The 19831-nt window shown below is 38.0% G+C and carries 22 protein-coding genes and 2 other annotated features; all 22 genes read left to right on the top strand.

Translation table 11 applies throughout. The features are described 5' to 3' along the window. The first annotated feature begins 188 nt into the window (after positions 1–188). A complete protein-coding gene (locus AC3G7N_RS17350; RefSeq protein WP_489423427.1) occupies positions 189–887 on the top strand; it encodes an MgtC/SapB family protein in 699 nt (232 codons plus the stop codon). Between the two features lie 260 nt (positions 888–1147). Further along, complete coding sequence (locus AC3G7N_RS17345) at positions 1148–1615, top strand: CtsR family transcriptional regulator (RefSeq protein WP_489423426.1); 468 nt, start codon at positions 1148–1150, stop codon at positions 1613–1615. A 12-nt stretch (positions 1616–1627) separates the two neighbouring features. Next, complete coding sequence (gene mcsA, locus AC3G7N_RS17340) at positions 1628–2179, top strand: protein-arginine kinase activator protein McsA (protein WP_489423425.1); 552 nt, start codon at positions 1628–1630, stop codon at positions 2177–2179. Next, positions 2176–3243 carry a protein-arginine kinase McsB gene (mcsB, locus tag AC3G7N_RS17335; RefSeq protein WP_489423424.1) on the top strand — a complete coding sequence of 356 codons (1068 nt, stop codon included), beginning with the start codon at positions 2176–2178 and terminating at the stop codon, positions 3241–3243. Before mcsA ends, mcsB begins: the two co-directional genes overlap by 4 nt. Positions 3244–3255: 12 nt before the next feature. Next, entirely contained in the window at positions 3256–5685 is a 2430-nt protein-coding gene (gene clpC, locus AC3G7N_RS17330) for an ATP-dependent protease ATP-binding subunit ClpC (protein WP_489423423.1), read from the top strand. A 212-nt stretch (positions 5686–5897) separates the two neighbouring features. Beyond that, entirely contained in the window at positions 5898–7271 is a 1374-nt protein-coding gene (radA, locus tag AC3G7N_RS17325; protein WP_489423422.1) for a DNA repair protein RadA, read from the top strand. A gap of 186 nt (positions 7272–7457) precedes the next feature. Beyond that, a complete protein-coding gene (locus tag AC3G7N_RS17320) occupies positions 7458–8555 on the top strand; it encodes a PIN/TRAM domain-containing protein (RefSeq protein WP_489423421.1) in 1098 nt (365 codons plus the stop codon). A 228-nt stretch (positions 8556–8783) separates the two neighbouring features. After that, positions 8784–10253 carry a glutamate--tRNA ligase gene (gene gltX, locus AC3G7N_RS17315; RefSeq protein ID WP_489423420.1) on the top strand — a complete coding sequence of 490 codons (1470 nt, stop codon included), beginning with the start codon at positions 8784–8786 and terminating at the stop codon, positions 10251–10253. A gap of 45 nt (positions 10254–10298) precedes the next feature. Next, positions 10299–10511: a binding site (T-box leader), on the top strand. Positions 10512–10569: 58 nt separating this feature from the next. Beyond that, positions 10570–11232, top strand: a complete 663-nt coding sequence (gene cysE / locus AC3G7N_RS17310) for a serine O-acetyltransferase (protein ID WP_489423419.1) — start codon at positions 10570–10572, stop codon at positions 11230–11232. Further along, on the top strand, positions 11213–12613 hold the full coding sequence (gene cysS / locus AC3G7N_RS17305) for a cysteine--tRNA ligase (RefSeq protein WP_489423418.1): 1401 nt from the start codon (positions 11213–11215) through the stop codon (positions 12611–12613). Before cysE ends, cysS begins: the two co-directional genes overlap by 20 nt. 3 nt (positions 12614–12616) lie before the next feature. Then, a complete protein-coding gene (locus tag AC3G7N_RS17300) occupies positions 12617–13015 on the top strand; it encodes a Mini-ribonuclease 3 (RefSeq protein ID WP_489423417.1) in 399 nt (132 codons plus the stop codon). A 1-nt stretch (position 13016) separates the two neighbouring features. Next, positions 13017–13760: a 23S rRNA (guanosine(2251)-2'-O)-methyltransferase RlmB gene (rlmB, locus tag AC3G7N_RS17295; protein WP_489423416.1), complete on the top strand. Its 744-nt coding sequence runs from the start codon at positions 13017–13019 to the stop codon at positions 13758–13760. A 3-nt stretch (positions 13761–13763) separates the two neighbouring features. Further along, positions 13764–14273, top strand: coding sequence for an NYN domain-containing protein (locus AC3G7N_RS17290; RefSeq protein ID WP_489423415.1), 510 nt, complete (start codon positions 13764–13766; stop codon positions 14271–14273). Between the two features lie 117 nt (positions 14274–14390). Further along, a complete protein-coding gene (gene sigH, locus AC3G7N_RS17285) occupies positions 14391–15041 on the top strand; it encodes an RNA polymerase sporulation sigma factor SigH (RefSeq protein WP_489423414.1) in 651 nt (216 codons plus the stop codon). A 73-nt stretch (positions 15042–15114) separates the two neighbouring features. Further along, on the top strand, positions 15115–15264 hold the full coding sequence (rpmG, locus tag AC3G7N_RS17280) for a 50S ribosomal protein L33 (protein WP_489423428.1): 150 nt from the start codon (positions 15115–15117) through the stop codon (positions 15262–15264). Positions 15265–15300: 36 nt separating this feature from the next. After that, positions 15301–15474: a preprotein translocase subunit SecE gene (gene secE / locus AC3G7N_RS17275; protein ID WP_489423413.1), complete on the top strand. Its 174-nt coding sequence runs from the start codon at positions 15301–15303 to the stop codon at positions 15472–15474. Between the two features lie 317 nt (positions 15475–15791). After that, on the top strand, positions 15792–16325 hold the full coding sequence (gene nusG / locus AC3G7N_RS17270; RefSeq protein ID WP_089530268.1) for a transcription termination/antitermination protein NusG: 534 nt from the start codon (positions 15792–15794) through the stop codon (positions 16323–16325). Between the two features lie 268 nt (positions 16326–16593). Continuing rightward, the gene (gene rplK / locus AC3G7N_RS17265; protein ID WP_152640092.1) at positions 16594–17019 is read left to right on the top strand and encodes a 50S ribosomal protein L11; all 426 of its coding nucleotides are present in this window, start codon (positions 16594–16596) and stop codon (positions 17017–17019) included. A 173-nt stretch (positions 17020–17192) separates the two neighbouring features. Then, on the top strand, positions 17193–17891 hold the full coding sequence (gene rplA, locus AC3G7N_RS17260; protein ID WP_489423412.1) for a 50S ribosomal protein L1: 699 nt from the start codon (positions 17193–17195) through the stop codon (positions 17889–17891). A 49-nt stretch (positions 17892–17940) separates the two neighbouring features. Further along, positions 17941–18090, top strand: a sequence feature (ribosomal protein L10 leader region). A 67-nt stretch (positions 18091–18157) separates the two neighbouring features. Beyond that, positions 18158–18661: a 50S ribosomal protein L10 gene (rplJ, locus tag AC3G7N_RS17255; RefSeq protein ID WP_489423411.1), complete on the top strand. Its 504-nt coding sequence runs from the start codon at positions 18158–18160 to the stop codon at positions 18659–18661. 62 nt (positions 18662–18723) lie between these two features. Further along, positions 18724–19086 carry a 50S ribosomal protein L7/L12 gene (rplL, locus tag AC3G7N_RS17250; RefSeq protein ID WP_089530265.1) on the top strand — a complete coding sequence of 121 codons (363 nt, stop codon included), beginning with the start codon at positions 18724–18726 and terminating at the stop codon, positions 19084–19086. Positions 19087–19166: 80 nt separating this feature from the next. Further along, entirely contained in the window at positions 19167–19769 is a 603-nt protein-coding gene (locus AC3G7N_RS17245; RefSeq protein ID WP_489423410.1) for a class I SAM-dependent methyltransferase, read from the top strand. The last annotated feature ends 62 nt before the right edge of the window (positions 19770–19831 follow it).

Here is a 19831-nt window from a genome sequence, read left to right as displayed (position 1 = left end):
GCCGATGGTAGTTGGGACTTTGTCCCTGCAAGAGTAGGACGCCGCCAGGCAACAAAAATAAGCGAAGATACGATATCTGTATCTTCGCTTATTTTAATTTCTCTTTTTAATAACAAATATTCCATCTATTTAAATACTGTATTATATTGTAAAATGAGTAGTATATTTAGATAATTGAGGTGTTCATAATGGGTGGATATATTGATCAAATTTTTGGAGAGCATTTTTCTATCATCATGATAAGGGTAGTAATTGCATTAGTTTTGTCAGGTTTAATTGGATTCGAACGCGAATTAAAAAATCATTCTGCTGGCTTCCGTACACACATTCTTGTAGGGGTTGGTTCCTGTTTAATGATGCTATTGTCATTATATGGATTTGAAGCATTTATCGAGTCATCTGATAACATTCGTTTTGATCCAGCACGAATCCCTTCCTATGTAATAAGTGGAATAGGATTCCTAGGAGCTGGTACAATCATGGTAAATGGGATGACGATACGTGGATTAACTACTGCGGCATCAATATGGACAGTTGCTGGGCTTGGACTTGTGGTTGGCGCTGGTATGTACGCAACCGCGGTATTTACAACATTAGTAATTTTACTTAGTTTAGTGTTTTTAAATAACTTTGATAAGCTTTTCAAAAAAGGATTATCCTCGAACTTAATTGAGATTGTAGCGTTACCAGGATTACAGATTAATAATATTGTATCTATTTTTGAATCTTTTGATTTAACGATTAAAAAGGTTGAAATAGAACGCGTAGACGAAAATATTCGTAACATCTTTATTAAGATTGACCAAAATGCTGGTTTAGACCGAATGGCATTGATTGAAGAGATTTCAAAAGTAGAACAGGTTAAAAATATTATTGAAAGAAATTAAGGCTTATTATATATACACAACTTGCACTTGTATCGACTAAAACTCGAGCAAGTGTATTTTTTATTCTTAATTTTTCGTTTTAATTCCACTTCTGTTGGCGAAAATAAGGTAGAACAATGTATTTGCATCTGCTAATTTTTTGCGTATAATATAAATAAAGTCAAAGATAGTCAAAGTCAATTAACAGAATTTACAAATGAACCCATGATATACTTTTATTATTAATACCATCGCTAATAGGATAACGAGGAGGAGCACTTTTGAGTAATATATCTGATATCATTGAACAACATTTAAAGAAGATATTAGAGGCAGCACGACAAGATGCTATCGAGATTAAACGAAGTGAAATTGCTAGTCAGTTTCAATGTGTTCCATCGCAAATTAATTATGTGATTAATACGCGTTTTACTGTGGAAAAGGGGTATATAGTAGAAAGTAAACGCGGCGGTGGAGGGTATATACGTATAATACGCATTAAATACCAGGAGAAGTCTGATTTAATCGATGAAATCATTGAAATGATTAGTCCAACTGTGACGCAGCAAGCATCGGTTGATATTTTAGAACGCTTATTAGAAGAAGAGTTAATTACAGAGCGTGAAGCTAAGATCATTCTAAGTGCGATGGACCGAAATGTTTTAGCATTTCAATTACCGCTTCGTGATGAAATTAGAGCACGGGTATTAACTGCGATGCTCACGACACTGAAATATTTGAATTCTTAAGGAGGGAAACTAATGGAATGTCAAGAGTGTAATCAACGTCCTGCATCCTTACATTTTGCACAGGTTATCAATGGAAATAAGACCGAGATACATCTATGTGAGATATGCGCTAAAGAAAAGGGGTATATGACATATCCAGAAGAAGGTTATTCTCTTCACAGCTTATTAACAGGACTTTTTAATTTTGATGCCGCGTCAATAGGTAAGCAAAATTCATCTACTACCAACAAACCTACCAAAGAAATAAGATGTCCTAAATGTGAAATGACGTTTTCCGAATTTAAACGTGTTGGTAAATTTGGTTGTGCGGAATGCTATCATACATTTTCAGATCATTTGGATCCTGTGTTCCGTCGCGTTCATAGTGGAAATACAAGACACTATGGAAAAATCCCAAAACGTCAAGGCGGAAATTTACACACAAGGAAACAAGTAGATGAATATAAAGCAAAATTAGGACATTTAATTAATAATGAGGCCTTTGAAGAAGCTGCTGAAATTCGAGATAAAATTCGTGAACTAGAAAAGGAAATGCATGGGACTGAGGATGGTGACCAAGTATGACGCTGCAACAATTTATGAATGAGGCAATTAGTCCATGGATGCGCTGTGACGGGCCAGATAGTGATATTGTGTTAAGTAGTAGAATTCGTTTGGCCCGTAATTTTGCCTATGCTGCGTATCCAATCATTGCTGAAAACGAAGAACTAGGGAAAATAAGAGACTTTTTTAAAAAGGAATATGAACATCAATCGTTTCAAGAATATGAGGACTTTCAATTTGTCCCGATGCGAGATTTGAGTGCTACGGAAAAACGCGTTTTGGTTGAAAAGCATCTAATTAGTCCGCATCTCGCAAAACATGCAGACACTGCAGCAACCTTAATTTCAAAAAGTGAACAGGTTTCTGTGATGATTAATGAAGAGGATCATATTCGAATTCAACTATATTTTCCAGGATTTCAATTAGATAAAGCACTCGAAAAAGCATTTGAATTTGATGATTGGTTGGAAGAAAAAATTAACTATGCATATGATGAAGCAAGAGGGTATTTAACCAGTTGTCCGACAAATGTTGGTACTGGAATGAGAGCTTCCGTTATGATGCACCTGCCAGCATTAACAATTACGCAGCAAATAAATCGCATGATTCCAGCTATTAATCAATTAGGGCTGGTTGTACGCGGGATATATGGGGAAGGCAGTGAAGCTGAGGGAAATGTTTTCCAGATATCTAACCAGATTACACTCGGAAAATCCGAAGAAGATATTGTGCAGGATTTACAGAGTGTTGTCGGGCAGCTAATTGAACGAGAAAGAGCAGCTAGAAATAAGCTGATGGAACAATCCAGTACACGACTTGAGGATCGTATCTATCGCTCTTATGGGGTATTAGAATACAGTCGGATTATTGAATCAACAGAAGCAGCTAAGTGCTTATCAAATGTTCGGTTAGGGATTGATTTGGGTATGATTAAACATGTATCCAGAAGCATTCTTAATGAATTAATGGTTCTAACCCAACCCGGCTTCCTTCAGCAATATGCAAAGGAAACGCTGACACCAAAGAAAAGGGATGTACTAAGAGCTACACTCATTCGTGAACGATTACAATTGGAGAAAAAATAGGAGGAAATCCATATGATGTTTGGACGTTTTACAGAAAGAGCTCAAAAAGTATTAGCACTATCACAAGAGGAGGCTGTCCGACTTGGACATAATAATATCGGTACAGAACATATACTGTTAGGCCTCGTCCGTGAAGGAGAAGGGATTGCCGCTAAAGCATTGCAATCATTAGGTTTAGAGATTGAAAAAATCCAACAAGAAGTGGAGCAACTAATCGGTGTAGGAAAACAACCAATGCAGACGATACATTACACTCCACGGGCCAAAAAGGTAGTTGAGCTTTCCCAGGATGAAGCAAGAAAGCTTGGCCACTCTTATGTAGGTACCGAGCATATTTTACTAGGCCTTATTCGTGAAGGAGAAGGTGTTGCAGCGCGTGTTTTAAATAACCTAGGTGTTAGCTTAAATAAATCTAGACAACAGGTTTTACAGCTATTAGGAAGCAATGAATCACAAGCAAACCGTCAAGGCCGGGGGGGGCAAGCAACCAATGCAAATACGCCTACACTTGATTCCTTAGCACGTGATTTGACTGCCATTGCAAAGGAAGGCAATGTGGATCCAGTAATCGGACGTGGGAAAGAAATTGAACGAGTCATTCAAATACTTAGTCGACGTACTAAAAATAATCCAGTACTTGTTGGGGAGCCTGGTGTTGGTAAAACAGCTGTGGCAGAAGGATTAGCACAACAGATTATTGATAATGAAGTGCCAGAGACTCTCCGTGATAAGCGGGTTATGACGCTTGACATGGGCACAGTAGTGGCGGGTACGAAATATCGAGGCGAGTTTGAAGATCGATTAAAAAAGGTTATGGAAGAGATTAGGCAAGCAGGCAATATTATATTATTTATTGATGAATTGCATACATTGATTGGTGCCGGTGGTGCAGAAGGTGCGATTGATGCCTCAAATATTTTAAAACCATCACTTGCTCGTGGTGAGCTTCAATGTATTGGAGCTACGACACTTGATGAATATCGCAAATATATCGAAAAGGATGCTGCATTAGAACGTCGTTTCCAACCAATTCAGGTAGATGAGCCGACACTCGATGAAACAATTCTAATCCTCAAGGGACTTCGTGATCGCTATGAGGCGCACCATCGTGTAACGATTACTGATGAGGCTATTGATGCTGCAGCAAATCTGTCGAACCGCTATATAACTGATCGATTCTTACCAGACAAAGCAATTGACTTGATTGATGAAGCTGGTTCGAAAGTACGGTTACGTTCCTATACGATTCCACCAAATCTAAAGGAATTAGAACAAAAACTTGAAGAAGTACGCAAGGAAAAAGACGCAGCTGTACAAAGTCAGGAATTTGAAAAGGCGGCCTCCTTACGTGATTCGGAGCAAAAGCTTCGTGAAGAGTTAGAGCAAACGAAAAATAAGTGGAAAGAAAAGCAAGGGCAAGAAGATTCAGAGGTTACAATAGAGGACATTGCAGCGGTTGTTTCTATCTGGACAGGGGTTCCGGTGGCTAAGCTAACAAAAGACGAAAGTGATCGCCTATTAAACATGGAAGACATTCTCCATGGTCGTGTAATTGGTCAAGAGGAAGCGGTTAAGGCTATTTCAAAAGCAATCCGTCGTGCAAGAGCTGGACTAAAAGACCCAAAACGCCCAATAGGCTCGTTTATATTCTTAGGCCCAACAGGTGTAGGTAAAACAGAGCTTGCCCGTGCTTTAGCAGAGTCTATGTTTGGAGAAGAAGATGCGATGATTCGTGTCGACATGTCAGAGTATATGGAAAAGCATTCTACGTCTCGTTTAGTCGGTTCACCTCCGGGTTACGTAGGATATGAAGAGGGCGGACAGCTAACTGAAAAAGTTCGTCGTAAACCATATTCTGTGGTACTACTTGATGAGGTAGAGAAAGCACATCCAGAAGTCTTTAACATTTTGTTGCAAGTATTAGAAGATGGAAGACTAACTGATTCGAAAGGTCGTCTTGTTGATTTCCGTAATACGGTACTCATAATGACTTCAAATGTTGGGGCAAGCGAGTTGAAAAAGAACAAACACGTAGGCTTTAATTTAGAAGAAGAGGGTCGAGACTACAAGGAAATGAAGGCTAAAATTACCGAAGAAATGAAGAAAGCATTCCGTCCTGAATTCTTAAACAGAATTGATGAAATTATCGTGTTCCACTCTTTAGAGAGGAAACACATGAAGGATATTGTAACACTTATGATTCAACAGCTTCAGCAACGTCTGAAACAAAATGAAATTGATTTTACATTAACTGATAAAGCTATTGAGAAAATAGCAAACGAGGGATTCGACCCCGAATACGGTGCACGTCCACTACGTCGTTCCATTCAGAAAAACATTGAAGATTTACTGTCAGAAGAGTTACTCAAAGAAACGATTGCTAAAGGTCAGAAAGTAAAAGTAGGCCTAAATAGTAAAGGTGAATTTATCGTTCTACCATAGAAATGGTAAAAGTTGCTGAAAAATAATCCACAAAAAGCTAGAGGGTAGGTCCTTCTGGCTTTTTGTAGTCTTTATAAAATAAAGATTCATGGTAAACTAGAGATGTGGCACAAGTATGGAAAAAAGTTTAACTAATTGATAGAAACCTGTAACTTTTACGTTATCTATTTCGTATAGAATAGATATACAGGGTTTGAAAGGGATGAATCATTTTGGCAAAACGTAAAGTTAAGAATGTATGCCAGGAATGTGGCTATGAATCTGCCAAATGGATGGGGAAATGCCCGGGGTGTAATAATTGGAATACACTGGTAGAGGAAATTGAGTCTTCAAGTAAAAGCAATCGTCATACTATTGGGGGTCCCTCTAGCTTACAAAGCAAACCTGAGAAGATAACAGCAATAGAATCAGATAAAGAACCACGAATTACCACACAAATGAAAGAGTTTAATCGGGTTCTCGGTGGCGGTGTAGTACCTGGATCACTTGTGTTAATTGGTGGTGACCCAGGGATAGGTAAATCTACATTACTATTACAAATCTCATCTCAACTAGCCAACAAGCAGTTGCCAGTACTCTATATTTCTGGTGAGGAATCCGCCAAACAAACAAAACTTCGCGCAGATCGTTTAGCGATTAAATCCGATTTATTGTATGTTCTTGCAGAAACAAATTTGTATGATATATCGAGTCAAATTTCCGAGTTAAAACCATCATTTGTCGTGATTGATTCAATCCAAACGATATTTAAAGAGGAAGTAACAAGTGCCCCTGGTAGTGTTTCGCAAGTACGTGAATGCACCAGTGAGTTGATGAAAATTGCTAAATCAAATGGCATTCCAATATTTATCGTTGGTCATGTAACCAAGGAAGGTTCGATTGCTGGGCCTCGTCTACTTGAGCATATGGTTGATGCTGTTTTATATTTTGAAGGAGAACGTCACCATACGTTTAGAATATTGCGCGGAGTAAAGAACCGCTTTGGAAGTACGAATGAAATGGGTATTTTTGAGATGAAGGAAGAAGGTCTTGTAGAGGTCATGAATCCTTCTGAAATATTCCTTGAGGAACGATCACGTGGTGCTGCTGGCTCAACTATTGTTGCCTCGATGGAAGGAACAAGACCGGTACTTGTGGAAATACAAGCATTAATTTCACCATCAAGCTTTGGTAACCCAAGACGAATGGCAACTGGTTTTGATAACAATCGTGTACCATTACTGATGGCGGTTCTAGAAAAGCGAGTGGGTCTTATGCTGCAGAATCAGGATGCATATGTGAAAGTTGCAGGTGGAGTTAAGCTAGACGAACCTGCTATTGACTTAGCGATAGCGGTAAGTATAGCGTCAAGTTTCCGTGACCAACCCACAAAACCAGATGATATTTTCGTTGGAGAAGTTGGCTTGACTGGGGAAATAAGACGTGTCTCACGAATTGAGCAAAGAGTTCAGGAAGCGGCTAAGCTCGGGTTTAAACGAGTTATCTGTCCAAAGAAAAATTTAGACGGATGGACACCACCAAGTTCTATTCAGGTTATAGGAGTGAATAGCGTCCAGGAGGCATTGGATGTCGGTGTTTTCCGATAATATGCACTTAACTTCCAAATTAATACAAATTGACACATAGATACTATTATGGTAAAATTTTATGTTTACTAAATTGACTGAAAATAGCGGTTATGCTATTCTTTAGGTACAGAATCACTAGTTATGCTTGATACGGGGTTATTATATAAAAAAATCGGTAATACTAAAGGACAGGAGGTGAAAATGGTGCTGAAAAAAATTGTGCATTTATTTTTTCTTATTGCAGGAGCAACCATTGGATATTTATATATCCCGGATATTATTAAATTGTTAAACTTCACTGATGCGAAGTGGGTGTCATCACCGTATTTGGGTTTATTGTTAGGTGCAATCATTCTATTTCTTATCACATATTGGGCAACAGACTATATCGTAGGATTCCTGCGATGGACTGAGGATACACTCATCAAATTGCCAGTAGGTGATTTGTTCTTTGGAAGTTTAGGATTAATTATTGGGTTAGTAATTGCATTTTTGATCAATATTCCATTAAAAGATATTCAAATTGAATTGGTTTCACAGGTCATTCCGCTATTTTTAACGTTTTTCTTAGGTTACTTTGGTTTCCAAGTCGGATTTAGACGTCGTGATGAGTTTTTAAATCTTCTGATGGTAAGTAGAAAAGATAGAGAACGTAAAAAGTCAGATGAAACAGAAACTACTGAAACAGTTCAGCCTAAAGCAAAAATACTTGATACTAGTGTAATTATTGATGGACGTATAGCTGATATATGTCAAACTAGCTTTTTAGAAGGAACAATCGTTATTCCGCAATTTGTTTTAGGTGAATTACAGCATATTGCTGATTCCTCTGATGTGCTGAAACGGAACAGAGGAAGACGTGGACTGGATGTTTTAAACCGAATTCAAAAGGAAATCCCAGTAAACGTTGAAATCTATGAAGGCGATTTTGAGGAAATTCAAGAGGTTGATAGCAAGCTGATTAAGCTAGCGAAAGTAATTGATGGTATTGTTGTTACCAATGATTTTAATTTGAATAAAGTTTGTGATTTCCAAGGTGTACACGTGTTAAACATTAACGATTTGGCAAATGCTGTTAAGCCAGTGGTTTTACCTGGCGAAGAGTTGATGGTTCAAGTGATTAAAGATGGCAAGGAGCAGAATCAAGGAATTGCTTATTTAGATGATGGCACAATGATTGTTGTGGAAGAAGGACGTAATTATATCGGCAAAACAATTGAAGTATTAATTACAAGTGTCTTGCAAACATCTGCAGGAAGAATGATTTTCGCAAAACCAAAATTACTTGAAAAAGCACAGTAAAAAGGGTATAACTTAAAAAGGAAACAAAAAGTGATAACAAGTTATGTTATCGCTTTTTGTTATTAAGAAAAGCGGAGGCGACCGTTTTGGGGTGAAACGCATAAGCGAAGAACCGAAGAGTGCAAGCTTTTAGCACTCAAAGTGTTCATTGCTTATGACGCGAACCCCAAGGAGCCGCAGCTAGACAAAAAACGTCAGAGACTATAAAACTGTGGAAGGGGTAACATCATGACAAACGATGTTCGTGTACGATACGCGCCAAGTCCTACTGGTCATTTACATATTGGAAATGCGCGTACAGCTTTATTTAACTATCTATACGCCAAGCATTTTGACGGTAAATTTATTATCCGAACAGAAGATACAGATGATAAGCGTAACGTAGCTGGAGGAGAAGAAAGCCAGCTTGAATTTTTGAAATGGCTAGGTATTGAATGGGATGAAGGCGCTGATATTGGCGGCGATTATGGTCCATACCGCCAAATGGAACGTCTGGATTTATATACGAAATATCTAAATGAACTTCTAGAAAAAGGCCTTGCATATAAATGCTATATGACCGAAGAAGAATTAGAAGAAGAAAGAGAAACACAGAAGGCTAATGGACAAGTGCCTAAATATTCGGGTGCTCATCGTGATCTCTCAGAAACACAAATTGCAGCCTTTGAACAAGAAGGACGTAAACCAAGCATTCGGATGCGTGTGCCTGTAAATAAAACCTATACATTTAATGATATTGTTCGTGGTGATATTGCCTTTGAATCAAGTGACTTTGGTGATTGGGTTATCGTGAAAAAGAACGGGATACCCACGTATAACTTCGCAGTCGCAATTGATGACCACTTAATGCGTATTACCCATATTCTTCGTGGTGAAGAGCATATTTCGAATACACCAAAGCAAATGATGATTTATGATGCATTTGGCTGGGAAGCACCAACCTTTGGTCATATGACATTGATTTTAAACGAAGAACGCAAAAAGTTAAGCAAACGGGATCAACATGTTTTGCAATTTATTGAGCAATATCATAATATGGGTTATTTACCTGAGGCAATGTTCAATTTCATTACGTTGCTTGGCTGGTCTCCCGTTGGTGAAGAAGAAATTTTTGACAAAAATAAGTTAATTGAAATATTCGACCCAGAGCGTTTGTCAACTTCTGCCGCTATTTTTGATCCGCAAAAGTTAAAATGGATGAATAATGAATACATTAAAACATTGGATCATGGTACGATTGTTGGGTTGACGTTACCCCATTTAATTGAGGCGGGTCGTTTGCCAAAGGAAATGGATGATAACAAAAAAGTTTGGGCTGAAAATGTGATTTCATTATATGAAGAACAGCTTCGATATGGTGCAGAAATCGTGGAATTAACCGAGATGTTTTTCAATCAAAAGATAAAGTATGATGAGGATGCAATGGAAGTTCTACGTGGAGAACAGGTTCCTGAGGTATTGCAGGTATATACCGATAAGCTTATTCATCTGGATGAATTTAATAAAGACACAATAAAAGCTGCAATTAAAGAAACACAGAAAGAAACAAAGCAAAAAGGAAAGAATTTGTTTATGCCAATACGTGTTGCAACTACTGGTCAGACGCATGGACCAGAGCTTCCCATGGCAATTGAGCTGTTAGGGAAAGATACGATTATAAAGCGACTTGATGAAATTCTACTTGAATTAAGAGCTTAATTTGTTCACATTCAAATAAAAATGTAATATAGTAATACTACAATATCGAACGCCTGAGAAGGAGAAGTAGAAAACCTCTAGCTTATATAGAGAGAATCATCATCCTGCTGAAAATGATTCTAAGTGATGTTTTCGAAATGCACCTTTAGAGTCTGTTATGGAAATATAACAGCGGTACTCTTCCGTTATTAGAGATAAAGTTGGGAGCTGTTATTTTTGCTCCAAACAGAGTGGAACCACGCCATAAGCGTCTCTGTGTAGAAATACACTTGGACGTTTTTTTATTTTGGTAAAACAAGGGAGGTACAATTTAAGAATGTTTAAGAGGATGAAGTCAGACATGGATGTTGTATTCGAACAGGACCCAGCAGCTCGAACTTATTTTGAAGTCTTTTTAACTTATTCAGGATTACATGCAATATGGTCGCATCGAATTGCGCATACTTTTTATAAGCGGAATCTATTTTTTATCGCACGTCTCATTTCACAAATTAATCGCTTTTTTACTGGGATAGAAATACATCCTGGAGCACAAATTGGCGATAGATTTTTCATTGATCATGGAATGGGCGTCGTCATTGGTGAAACATGCGAGATAGGGGATAACGTCACTATCTATCAAGGGGTCACCTTAGGTGGTACAGGGAAAGAGAAAGGGAAGCGACACCCAACGATTAAAAATAACGTTCTTATTGCAACGGGTGCAAAAGTATTAGGATCAATAGTGATTGGTGAGAATTCCAAGGTTGGCGGTGGATCAGTTGTGTTACACGATGTCCCGGAAAACTCCACTGTGGTAGGTATCCCTGGGCGTGTCGTTATTCAAAATGGGGAAAAAGTAAGACGTGATTTAGATCATCATAAATTGCCGGATCCAGTATCAGATCATTGCAATCAAATGGAAACGGAAATTCGCTTATTAACTGCTGAAATAGCAAACTTGAAAGAGGGGAATCATAATGACAATCACAATTTATAATACATTAACCCGCCAGAAGGAAGCCTTCATACCGCTAAAAGATGGAAAAGTTAGCATGTATGTGTGTGGTCCAACGGTTTATAACTATATCCATATCGGAAATGCACGCCCAGCAATCGTTTTCGATTCTGTTAGACGGTACCTGGAATATAAAGGATATGCAGTTGATTATGTGCTGAATTTTACTGATGTAGATGATAAAATCATTAAAGTTGCTAACGAATTAGGTGAAGAAATTCCAGAGCTAACAAATCGTTTTATTGATGCCTATCAGGAAGATGTCGCTGCTCTTGGGGTGAAAAAGGCCACACATAATCCACGTGTTACAGAAACGATGGATGAAATTATAACATTTGTTGCAACACTAATCGAAAAAGGCTTTGCTTATGAGGTAGACGGTGATGTTTATTTCAAACCTCGCTCTTTTAATGAGTATGGCAAGCTTTCACACCAGTCAATTGATGATCTCCGTTCCGGTGCGCGAATTCAAGTTGGCGAAAAAAAAGAGGATCCACTTGATTTTGCACTATGGAAAAAAGCAAAACAAGAGGAAATAGCATGGGATTCACCATGGGGAAAGGGGCGACCAGGCTGGCATATTGAGTGTTCTGCAATGGCTAAAAAATATCTCGGTGAAACAATCGATATACATGCAGGCGGCCAGGATTTAACATTTCCACATCATGAAAATGAAATTGCCCAGTCAGAAGCAATGAATGGAAAGTCATTTGCTAGGTATTGGATGCACAATGGCTATATTAATATTGATAATGAAAAGATGTCCAAATCACTTGGAAACTTTGTCTTAACAAAAGAATTGATTGAACAACACGATCCACGTATCATTCGATTTTTCATGTTGAGTGTTCATTACCGCAATCCCATTAACTTCAGCGAAGAACTATTAGAAGGTGCAAAAAATAGCTATGAGCGAATAAAGAACGCGTACGATAACTTAGAGCATAGAAAAAATACAAGTACAAACTTTGATCAACAGGTTGAAGATTGGCAAGCAAAAATCACAAACCTTAACCAAAGATTTGAAGATGCAATGGATGATGATTTCAATACAGCAAACGCAATTTCTGTATTATTTGATTTAACGAAAGAAGCGAATCTATATTTGAAATCGAAGCACACGTCAACAAAGGTTATTCAGTCGTTCCAGGATAGTATAGCAACTATTTTTGAAATGCTTGGAATCGAAATCAAGCAAAAGGAAGATCTGCTCGACGCAGATATAGATGCATTGATTCAGGAACGTATCGATGCTCGCAAGAACCGTGACTTTAAACGAGCTGATGAAATCCGAGATACATTAAAGGAGAAAAGTATCTGGTTAGAAGATACACCCCAAGGAACAAGATGGAAAAGAGGTTAATGCATGAATTTGGACGTTAAACAGCTGAAGAGTCTGGCATTAGCCTACATGGGTGATGCTGTGTATGAAGTCAGTGTTCGCGAGCACTTGATTCTTTCAGGACAAGTGAAACCAAACAATCTTCATAAAAAAGCCATTACATTTGTTTCAGCAAAGGGGCAGGCTAGAGTTATTTTATATTGGTTAGAAAGACAGATTCTATCTGATGAAGAAGAACGAATTGTTGCTCGAGGGAGAAATGCTAATTCTGGTTCCGTTCCGAAAAACACAAGCGTTCAAACGTATCGCTATAGCACTGCTTTTGAAGCACTAATTGGTTATCATTATTTAGAAAAAAATGAAGAGCGGTTGAATGAATTAATAGAAGAAGCAATTCAATTTATTGAGGAAGGGAGTGTCTGAATTGGATCAAGAAATCATTGTAGGAAAAAATCCAGTGTTTGAAGCGTTGAAATCGGGCCATTCAGTAAATAAGGTATTGATTTCCGATCAACTAAATAATAACGCTAGCAAAAAAGCCAATCAATTAGCAAAGGCCGCGAATACAATTGTGCAAAAGGTGCCAAAAAGTAAGCTTGATCAACTGTCTGAGGGTAATCATCAAGGAATCCTCGCATATGTTGCTTCTTATCAATATGCTGATCTAGATGATTTATTTGAAGTTGCATCCACAAGAAATGAAGCTCCATTTTTTATTATCTTGGACGAGCTGGAGGATCCGCATAATTTGGGGTCCATTTTACGAACGGCGGATGCAACAGGCGTACATGGTGTCATCATCCCTAAACGACGGTCAGTTGGTCTTACAGCGACTGTTGCTAAAACATCCGCTGGTGCCATTGAACATATACCAGTTACTCGAGTAACCAATATCGCAACGACCATTGAGGAATTGAAAGCTCGAAACGTATGGGTGGTTGGAACTGCAGCTGATGGTACAGAAGATTATCGCGCGCTTGACGGAACTATGTCGCTCGCGTTAGTCATAGGTAACGAAGGTAAAGGGATGAGTCGCCTTGTACAAGAAAAATGCGATTGGACTGTAAGCCTTCCGTTAAAAGGAAAAGTGTCTTCGTTAAATGCGTCTGTAGCATGTAGTTTATTGCTTTATGAAGTATACCGGAAAAGGTTTCCAATAGGGGATTAAATGATGGATGTACTGGTTGTAGACGGATATAATATCATAGGTGACTGGGATGAATTGAAGCGGTTGAAGGATATTGACCTTGAACAGGCTCGTAACCTTTTAATTGAAAAAATGGCTGAATATAAAGCATTTACTGGTTACCGAATCATTATAATTTTTGATGCATATTACGTCCCTGGGATTGCAAGTAAATTAAAAGAATATAGAATAGAAATAATTTACACCAAGGAACATGAGACAGCAGATGAGCGAATAGAAAAGCTTGTAAAAGAATTGAAAAATGTAGTAAATCAAGTATACGTTGCTACCTCTGACTATGCGGAGCAACGTACCATTTTTGGAAGAGGTGCTCTACGAAAGTCTGCCAGAGAATTGTATATTGAACTAGTAGATATGGAAACAGAAGTTAAAGAAAGCATTAAACAACACAAAAAGGCAAAAAAATACAGCAAAATTCCATTGACGGATGATATTTTAGAAAAGTTCGAAAAGTGGCGCCGGGGCAACGAATAAGGCACAAAAATACTGACATAACGCATTATCTATTCAGATTTCGTATTGACGATTTGGAAACAACTCCTGTATAATAATTCTATATATTGACAGGTTTTGTGTCGGGAGGTCTTTTTTGTGAATGTCAAGCAGCTAGAGACAGAAAACGATAACTTAAACGTGCTTGATGATGACGCTATCATTCATTTAATTCATGAAGGTAATAGCCGTGCGCTTGATTATTTAATTCACAAATATAAAAACTTTGTGCGAGCAAAAGCACGAACCTACTTTTTAATAGGTGCTGATAAAGAAGATATTGTGCAAGAAGGTATGATAGGTCTTTATAAAGCAATCCGTGATTTTGATTCGGACAAGCTATCTTCTTTTAAAGCTTTTGCCGAATTGTGTATTACAAGACAAATTATTACAGCAGTAAAAACGTCAACGCGACAAAAGCATATACCATTGAATTCTTATGTGTCACTTGACAAACCAGTGTATGATGAAGAATCTGATAGAACATTATTAGATATTATTGCGGGCTCGAGATCTATTGATCCACAAGAATTACTCGTAAGCCGTGAAAAATATACCGATATGGAATCGAAATTATCGGAATTATTAAGCGAATTAGAGAAAAAATCGTTGCACTTATATTTGGATGGTCAGTCTTATCAGGAGATATCTGTAGAACTAAAACGACATGTGAAATCAATTGACAATGCACTGCAACGGGTGAAACGTAAATTCGAGCAATTGATAGAATCACAAGAAATAACCTTGTAAACAAGCATTGACACAATATAGTAACAATGCTACATTAGTAGAAGTGAAAAAACCCTTAGTATGGGGTGATAGAATGAATAAAAAGGTAACTTTAGCGTGTGCAGAATGTTCGAGTCGAAACTATTCAACTAATAAAAATGTATCCACACAACCTAGCCGACTGGAAGTTCGAAAATATTGCAAAACATGTGGAAAACATACACTGCACCGTGAAACTAAATAAGACACATCCTTCTAAGTATAGTCTGGGGGTACTACCATGAAGCTTTTCCAATTTTTTAAGAATGTATCACGTGAAATGAAGAAAGTTAGCTGGCCCAAAGGGAAAGAGCTATCTAGTTATACGATTACTGTAATTGCAACCGTGGTATTTGTGGCATTGTTTTTTACGGTTATCGATCAATTGATTACGTTAGTATTAAATAATTTTTAATTACATTTTGAATAATAAAGCTATAGTTATGTTATAATGGAGATTAATAGCACTTTTTGAAAAAACCCGGCTTAACGGGTTTTTTAATATTGTAGAATTTTTTTAGAGCGGATGTCAGCAAATGTCCAGGCTAGCAGCTTGTCTGAGCCTTTCTGTCTAACTGCGGCTGCTTGAGGGTTCCGCGATATAAGCACTGAGCGTTCCGAGTATAGAAGGCGCACACTCAACGGTTCTTTGCCTATGCGTGACACCCTTGACTAGTCGCCTCCGCTTTTTCTAATAAAGGGAGGGAAGGGCAATTAAATTGTCCTGTTCAAATGGAGAAAAATTGGTATGTTGTTCATACGTATTCTGGATATGAAAACAAAGTAAAAATGAATTTAGAAAAACGAGTAGAAACAATGGGGATGGAAGATAAGATATTTCGTGTGATTGTTCCCGAGGATGAAGAAACAGAAATTAAAAATGGGAAAAAGAAAGTTGTTAAAAAGAAATTCTTTCCCGGTTATGTCCTGACGGAAATGATTATGACGGATGATTCATGGTACGTTGTTCGCAACACACCAGGTGTAACGGGATTCGTTGGCTCTAGTGGACATGGTTCAAAACCAACCCCATTATTACCTGATGAAGTAGAAACGGTTCTAAAACGCATGGGTGTTTCGGAAGCAGTAACCCAAATTGACTTTGATTTAAAAGAAAATGTCCGTGTGAATGATGGACCATTTGCGAATTTCACCGGATCGATTGAACATATTGATATCGATAAACAAAAAGTGAAGGTACATGTTAATATGTTTGGTAGAGAAACTCCAGTTGAACTAGATTTCTCTCAAATTGAAAAAATATAAGAAAAAGCAATCGTTTATGGCAAGCGATTTGAATAGTAGACAGACATTTCGAGCACTTCACTTAAGTGTTCTGCAGTCTCTTGACTATGATTTCGTAGCTAAACAAGCCGACTATGCTTTTCTTTTTACAAAAACTTGCATTCTTTTCTATTTCATGCTAAAATTTTTTTGTTATTCATGTCCTCGGCTTTCAGAGGTAAATGGCTAATAATGAGTGGGAGGGTAATAACCCTATTACCACATCACGGACTTTAAGGAGGTGTGTCTCGTGGCTAAAAAAGTAATTAAGATTGTAAAACTACAAATTCCAGCTGGTAAAGCAAACCCAGCACCACCAGTAGGACCAGCATTAGGTCAAGCAGGTGTTAACATCATGGGATTCTGTAAGGAATTTAACGCTCGTACGCAAGATGAAGCTGGTATGATTATCCCGGTTGAAATTTCGGTATTTGAAGACCGTTCATTTACGTTTATTACAAAAACTCCACCCGCTGCAGTATTGTTGAAAAAAGCAGCTGGTATAGAATCTGGTTCTGGTGAACCTAACCGTAATAAAGTCGCAACTGTTAAACGCGATAAAGTAAAGGAAATTGCGGAAACAAAAATGCCTGACTTAAACGCCGCTGATGTAGAAGCAGCGATGCGCATGGTCGAAGGAACTGCACGTAGCATGGGCATTACAATAGAAGACTAATACCTTTATGCTTTTCATATACGAGCTGGGTTGCGATAGTGGGATTCCATTTCTCGCAACCTTTTTCGTGAAAAAAGCGACAGAAAGTTTGTCGGGGTATGCTTTATAAAGGCCATGGCGCTTTTATAAGTGGGAGGTATTACCGTTATAACCACAATTAAGGAGGAAACAAAATGGCTAAAAAAGGTAAAAAGTATCAAGAGGCTCTTAAGCTTGTTGATCGTACAAAATCATATGATGTAAAAGAAGCTATCACTTTACTAAAAGAAGCTTCTAGAGCAAACTTTGACGAAACAGTTGAAGCAGCTTTTCGTTTAGGTGTTGATCCTAAGAAAGCTGATCAACAAATCCGTGGAGCTGTGGTATTGCCACACGGTACTGGTAAAACACAACGTGTACTTGTGTTTGCAAAGGGTGAAAAAGCTAAAGAGGCAGAGGCAGCTGGTGCTGATTTTGTTGGAGACCAAGAAATGATTAATAAAATCAACCAAGGATGGTTTGATTTTGACGTAATCGTTGCAACTCCAGACATGATGGCTGAGGTTGGTAAACTAGGTCGCGTATTAGGGCCAAAAGGACTTATGCCTAACCCTAAAACTGGAACAGTAACATTTGAAGTTGAAAAAGCGGTAAACGATATTAAAGCTGGTAAAGTTGAGTATCGTATTGATAAATCAGCTAACATCCATGTTCCGATTGGCAAGATTTCTTTCGATGATGCAAAATTAATCGAAAACTTTGTGGCAATCACAGAAACACTTGTAAAAGTAAAACCACAAGCTTCAAAAGGTATTTACATGCGCAATGTATCTGTAACGTCTACAATGGGTCCTGGTGTTAAAGTTGATGTATCAGAACACGCTCGCCGTTAACTCAAGGCTTGACTTTTGATTCGTAATTCGATATACTCAATTACGTTATAAATATGAATACGTTGTACCGTAGACAGTAGGTGCGAGAAATCGCTTAATTTCCTGCCGAGGTGTTTAAAAGGCAAATTAGATGAATCGTTAAGATTATCATTTGTATAAAAAACCTCCATGTCTGCATGGGGGTTTTTCTTATGGTTTAGACCCTTAATCCACAGAGTCCTAATTTTTTCTGTCCGGTATAATGATTTTTAACAGGAGGTGGAACAATGTCAAATGTTATCGATACAAAAAAGCAGGTTGTTCAAGAAATTGCTGAAAAGTTTCAATCTAGCCAATCAAGCGTATTAGTTAATTATCGTGGTCTTGATGTTGCTGAAGTTACAGAACTTCGTAAACAGCTTCGCGAGGAAGGCGTCGAATTCAAAGTGTATAAAAACACAATGACACGTCGCGCTGTTGACCAAGCGGAATTAAACGAATTAAGTGAGACGTTAGTTGGACCTACTGCTATTGCATTCAGTAAAGATGATGTAATTGCACCAGCTAAGATTTTGAGTAAATTTGCTAAGTCTCATACCGCACTTGAAATCAAGGGTGGCGTAATTGAAGGTCAAGTAGCATCACTCGAGCAATTAAGTGAACTTGCAGAACTACCAAATTACGATGGTCTAGTATCTATGCTTCTAAGTGTGCTTCAAGCACCTATTCGCAACTTGGCATATGCTACAAAAGCTATCGCGGAACAAAAGGAAGAACAACAAGGAGCATAATATTGCTGCAATGCAATTTATCGTTTCAAAATAAATTAAACGTAACCTAGGAGGAAATATAAATGACTAATGAACAAATTATTGAAGCAGTTAAGGAAATGTCAGTTTTAGAATTAAACGATCTTGTTAAAGCTATCGAGGAAGAATTCGGCGTAACAGCAGCAGCACCAGTTGCAGCAGCAGGCGGAGCTGGAGCAGAAGCGGCTGAAGAACAAACTGAATTTGACGTAGTACTTAATAGTGCTGGGGCATCAAAAATAAAGGTTGTTAAAGCTGTTCGTGAAATCACTGGTCTTGGTCTTAAAGACGCAAAAGACTTAGTAGATAACGCACCTAAAGCTATTAAAGAAGGCGTTTCTAAAGAAGAGGCTGAAGAAGTTAAAGGTAAACTTGAAGAAGCAGGCGCTGGTGTAGAAGTTAAGTAATTTTATAAGAGGGCTCGCCGTTATGCGGCGGGCTCTATATTTTCTTCTCTATAAAAAAACACAACAAAGTAGGTGCTGGAATGTCCGAGCATTACTTTTCAAAAAAACCCCAATCTAAAAGTTCACCCAAGACATGGAGTTATCGATTACGAGAAAAAGAATATGCATTTACAAGTGATTATGGTGTTTTTTCAAAAAGTGAAGTAGACTACGGTTCGCGTTTGTTGATTAAACAGTATACGGAACCGCAAGTTTCTGGAAATGTTCTAGATCTTGGTTGTGGCTATGGGCCGATAGGCATAGTAATAGCAAACACGTATTCGGATCGGAACGTTATGTTAGCTGATGTGAATGAGCGAGCACTTCATCTTGCTGAACAAAATGCTGTGCAAAACAAGGTTCATAATGTTGAATTTGTAAAAAGTGATCGTTTTTCAAATCTATCTGAGTATACATTTGCATCTATTGTTACGAACCCTCCAATCAGAGCTGGTAAGAAAGTTGTCCACGCCATGATAGAGGAGAGCAAACCGGCATTAGCTAAAGACGGTGAGTTATGGTTAGTCATTCAAAAGAAACAAGGTGCACCTTCGGCTAAAGAAAAACTTATCAATGTATTTGGAAATGTTGAAGTTATTGCGAAAGATAAAGGCTATTTTCTATTAAAGGCTGTTAATATTTGACCTTGCAATTTACTTATGATAACATAATAAAATGCTAATATGGACTTTCTTTGTCAAGAAGA

It is taken from the genome of Virgibacillus carmonensis (genome assembly GCF_057836705.1).
The sequence above is the reverse complement of the archived record's forward strand: the minus strand, read 5'-3'. Positions and strand labels throughout refer to the sequence as shown.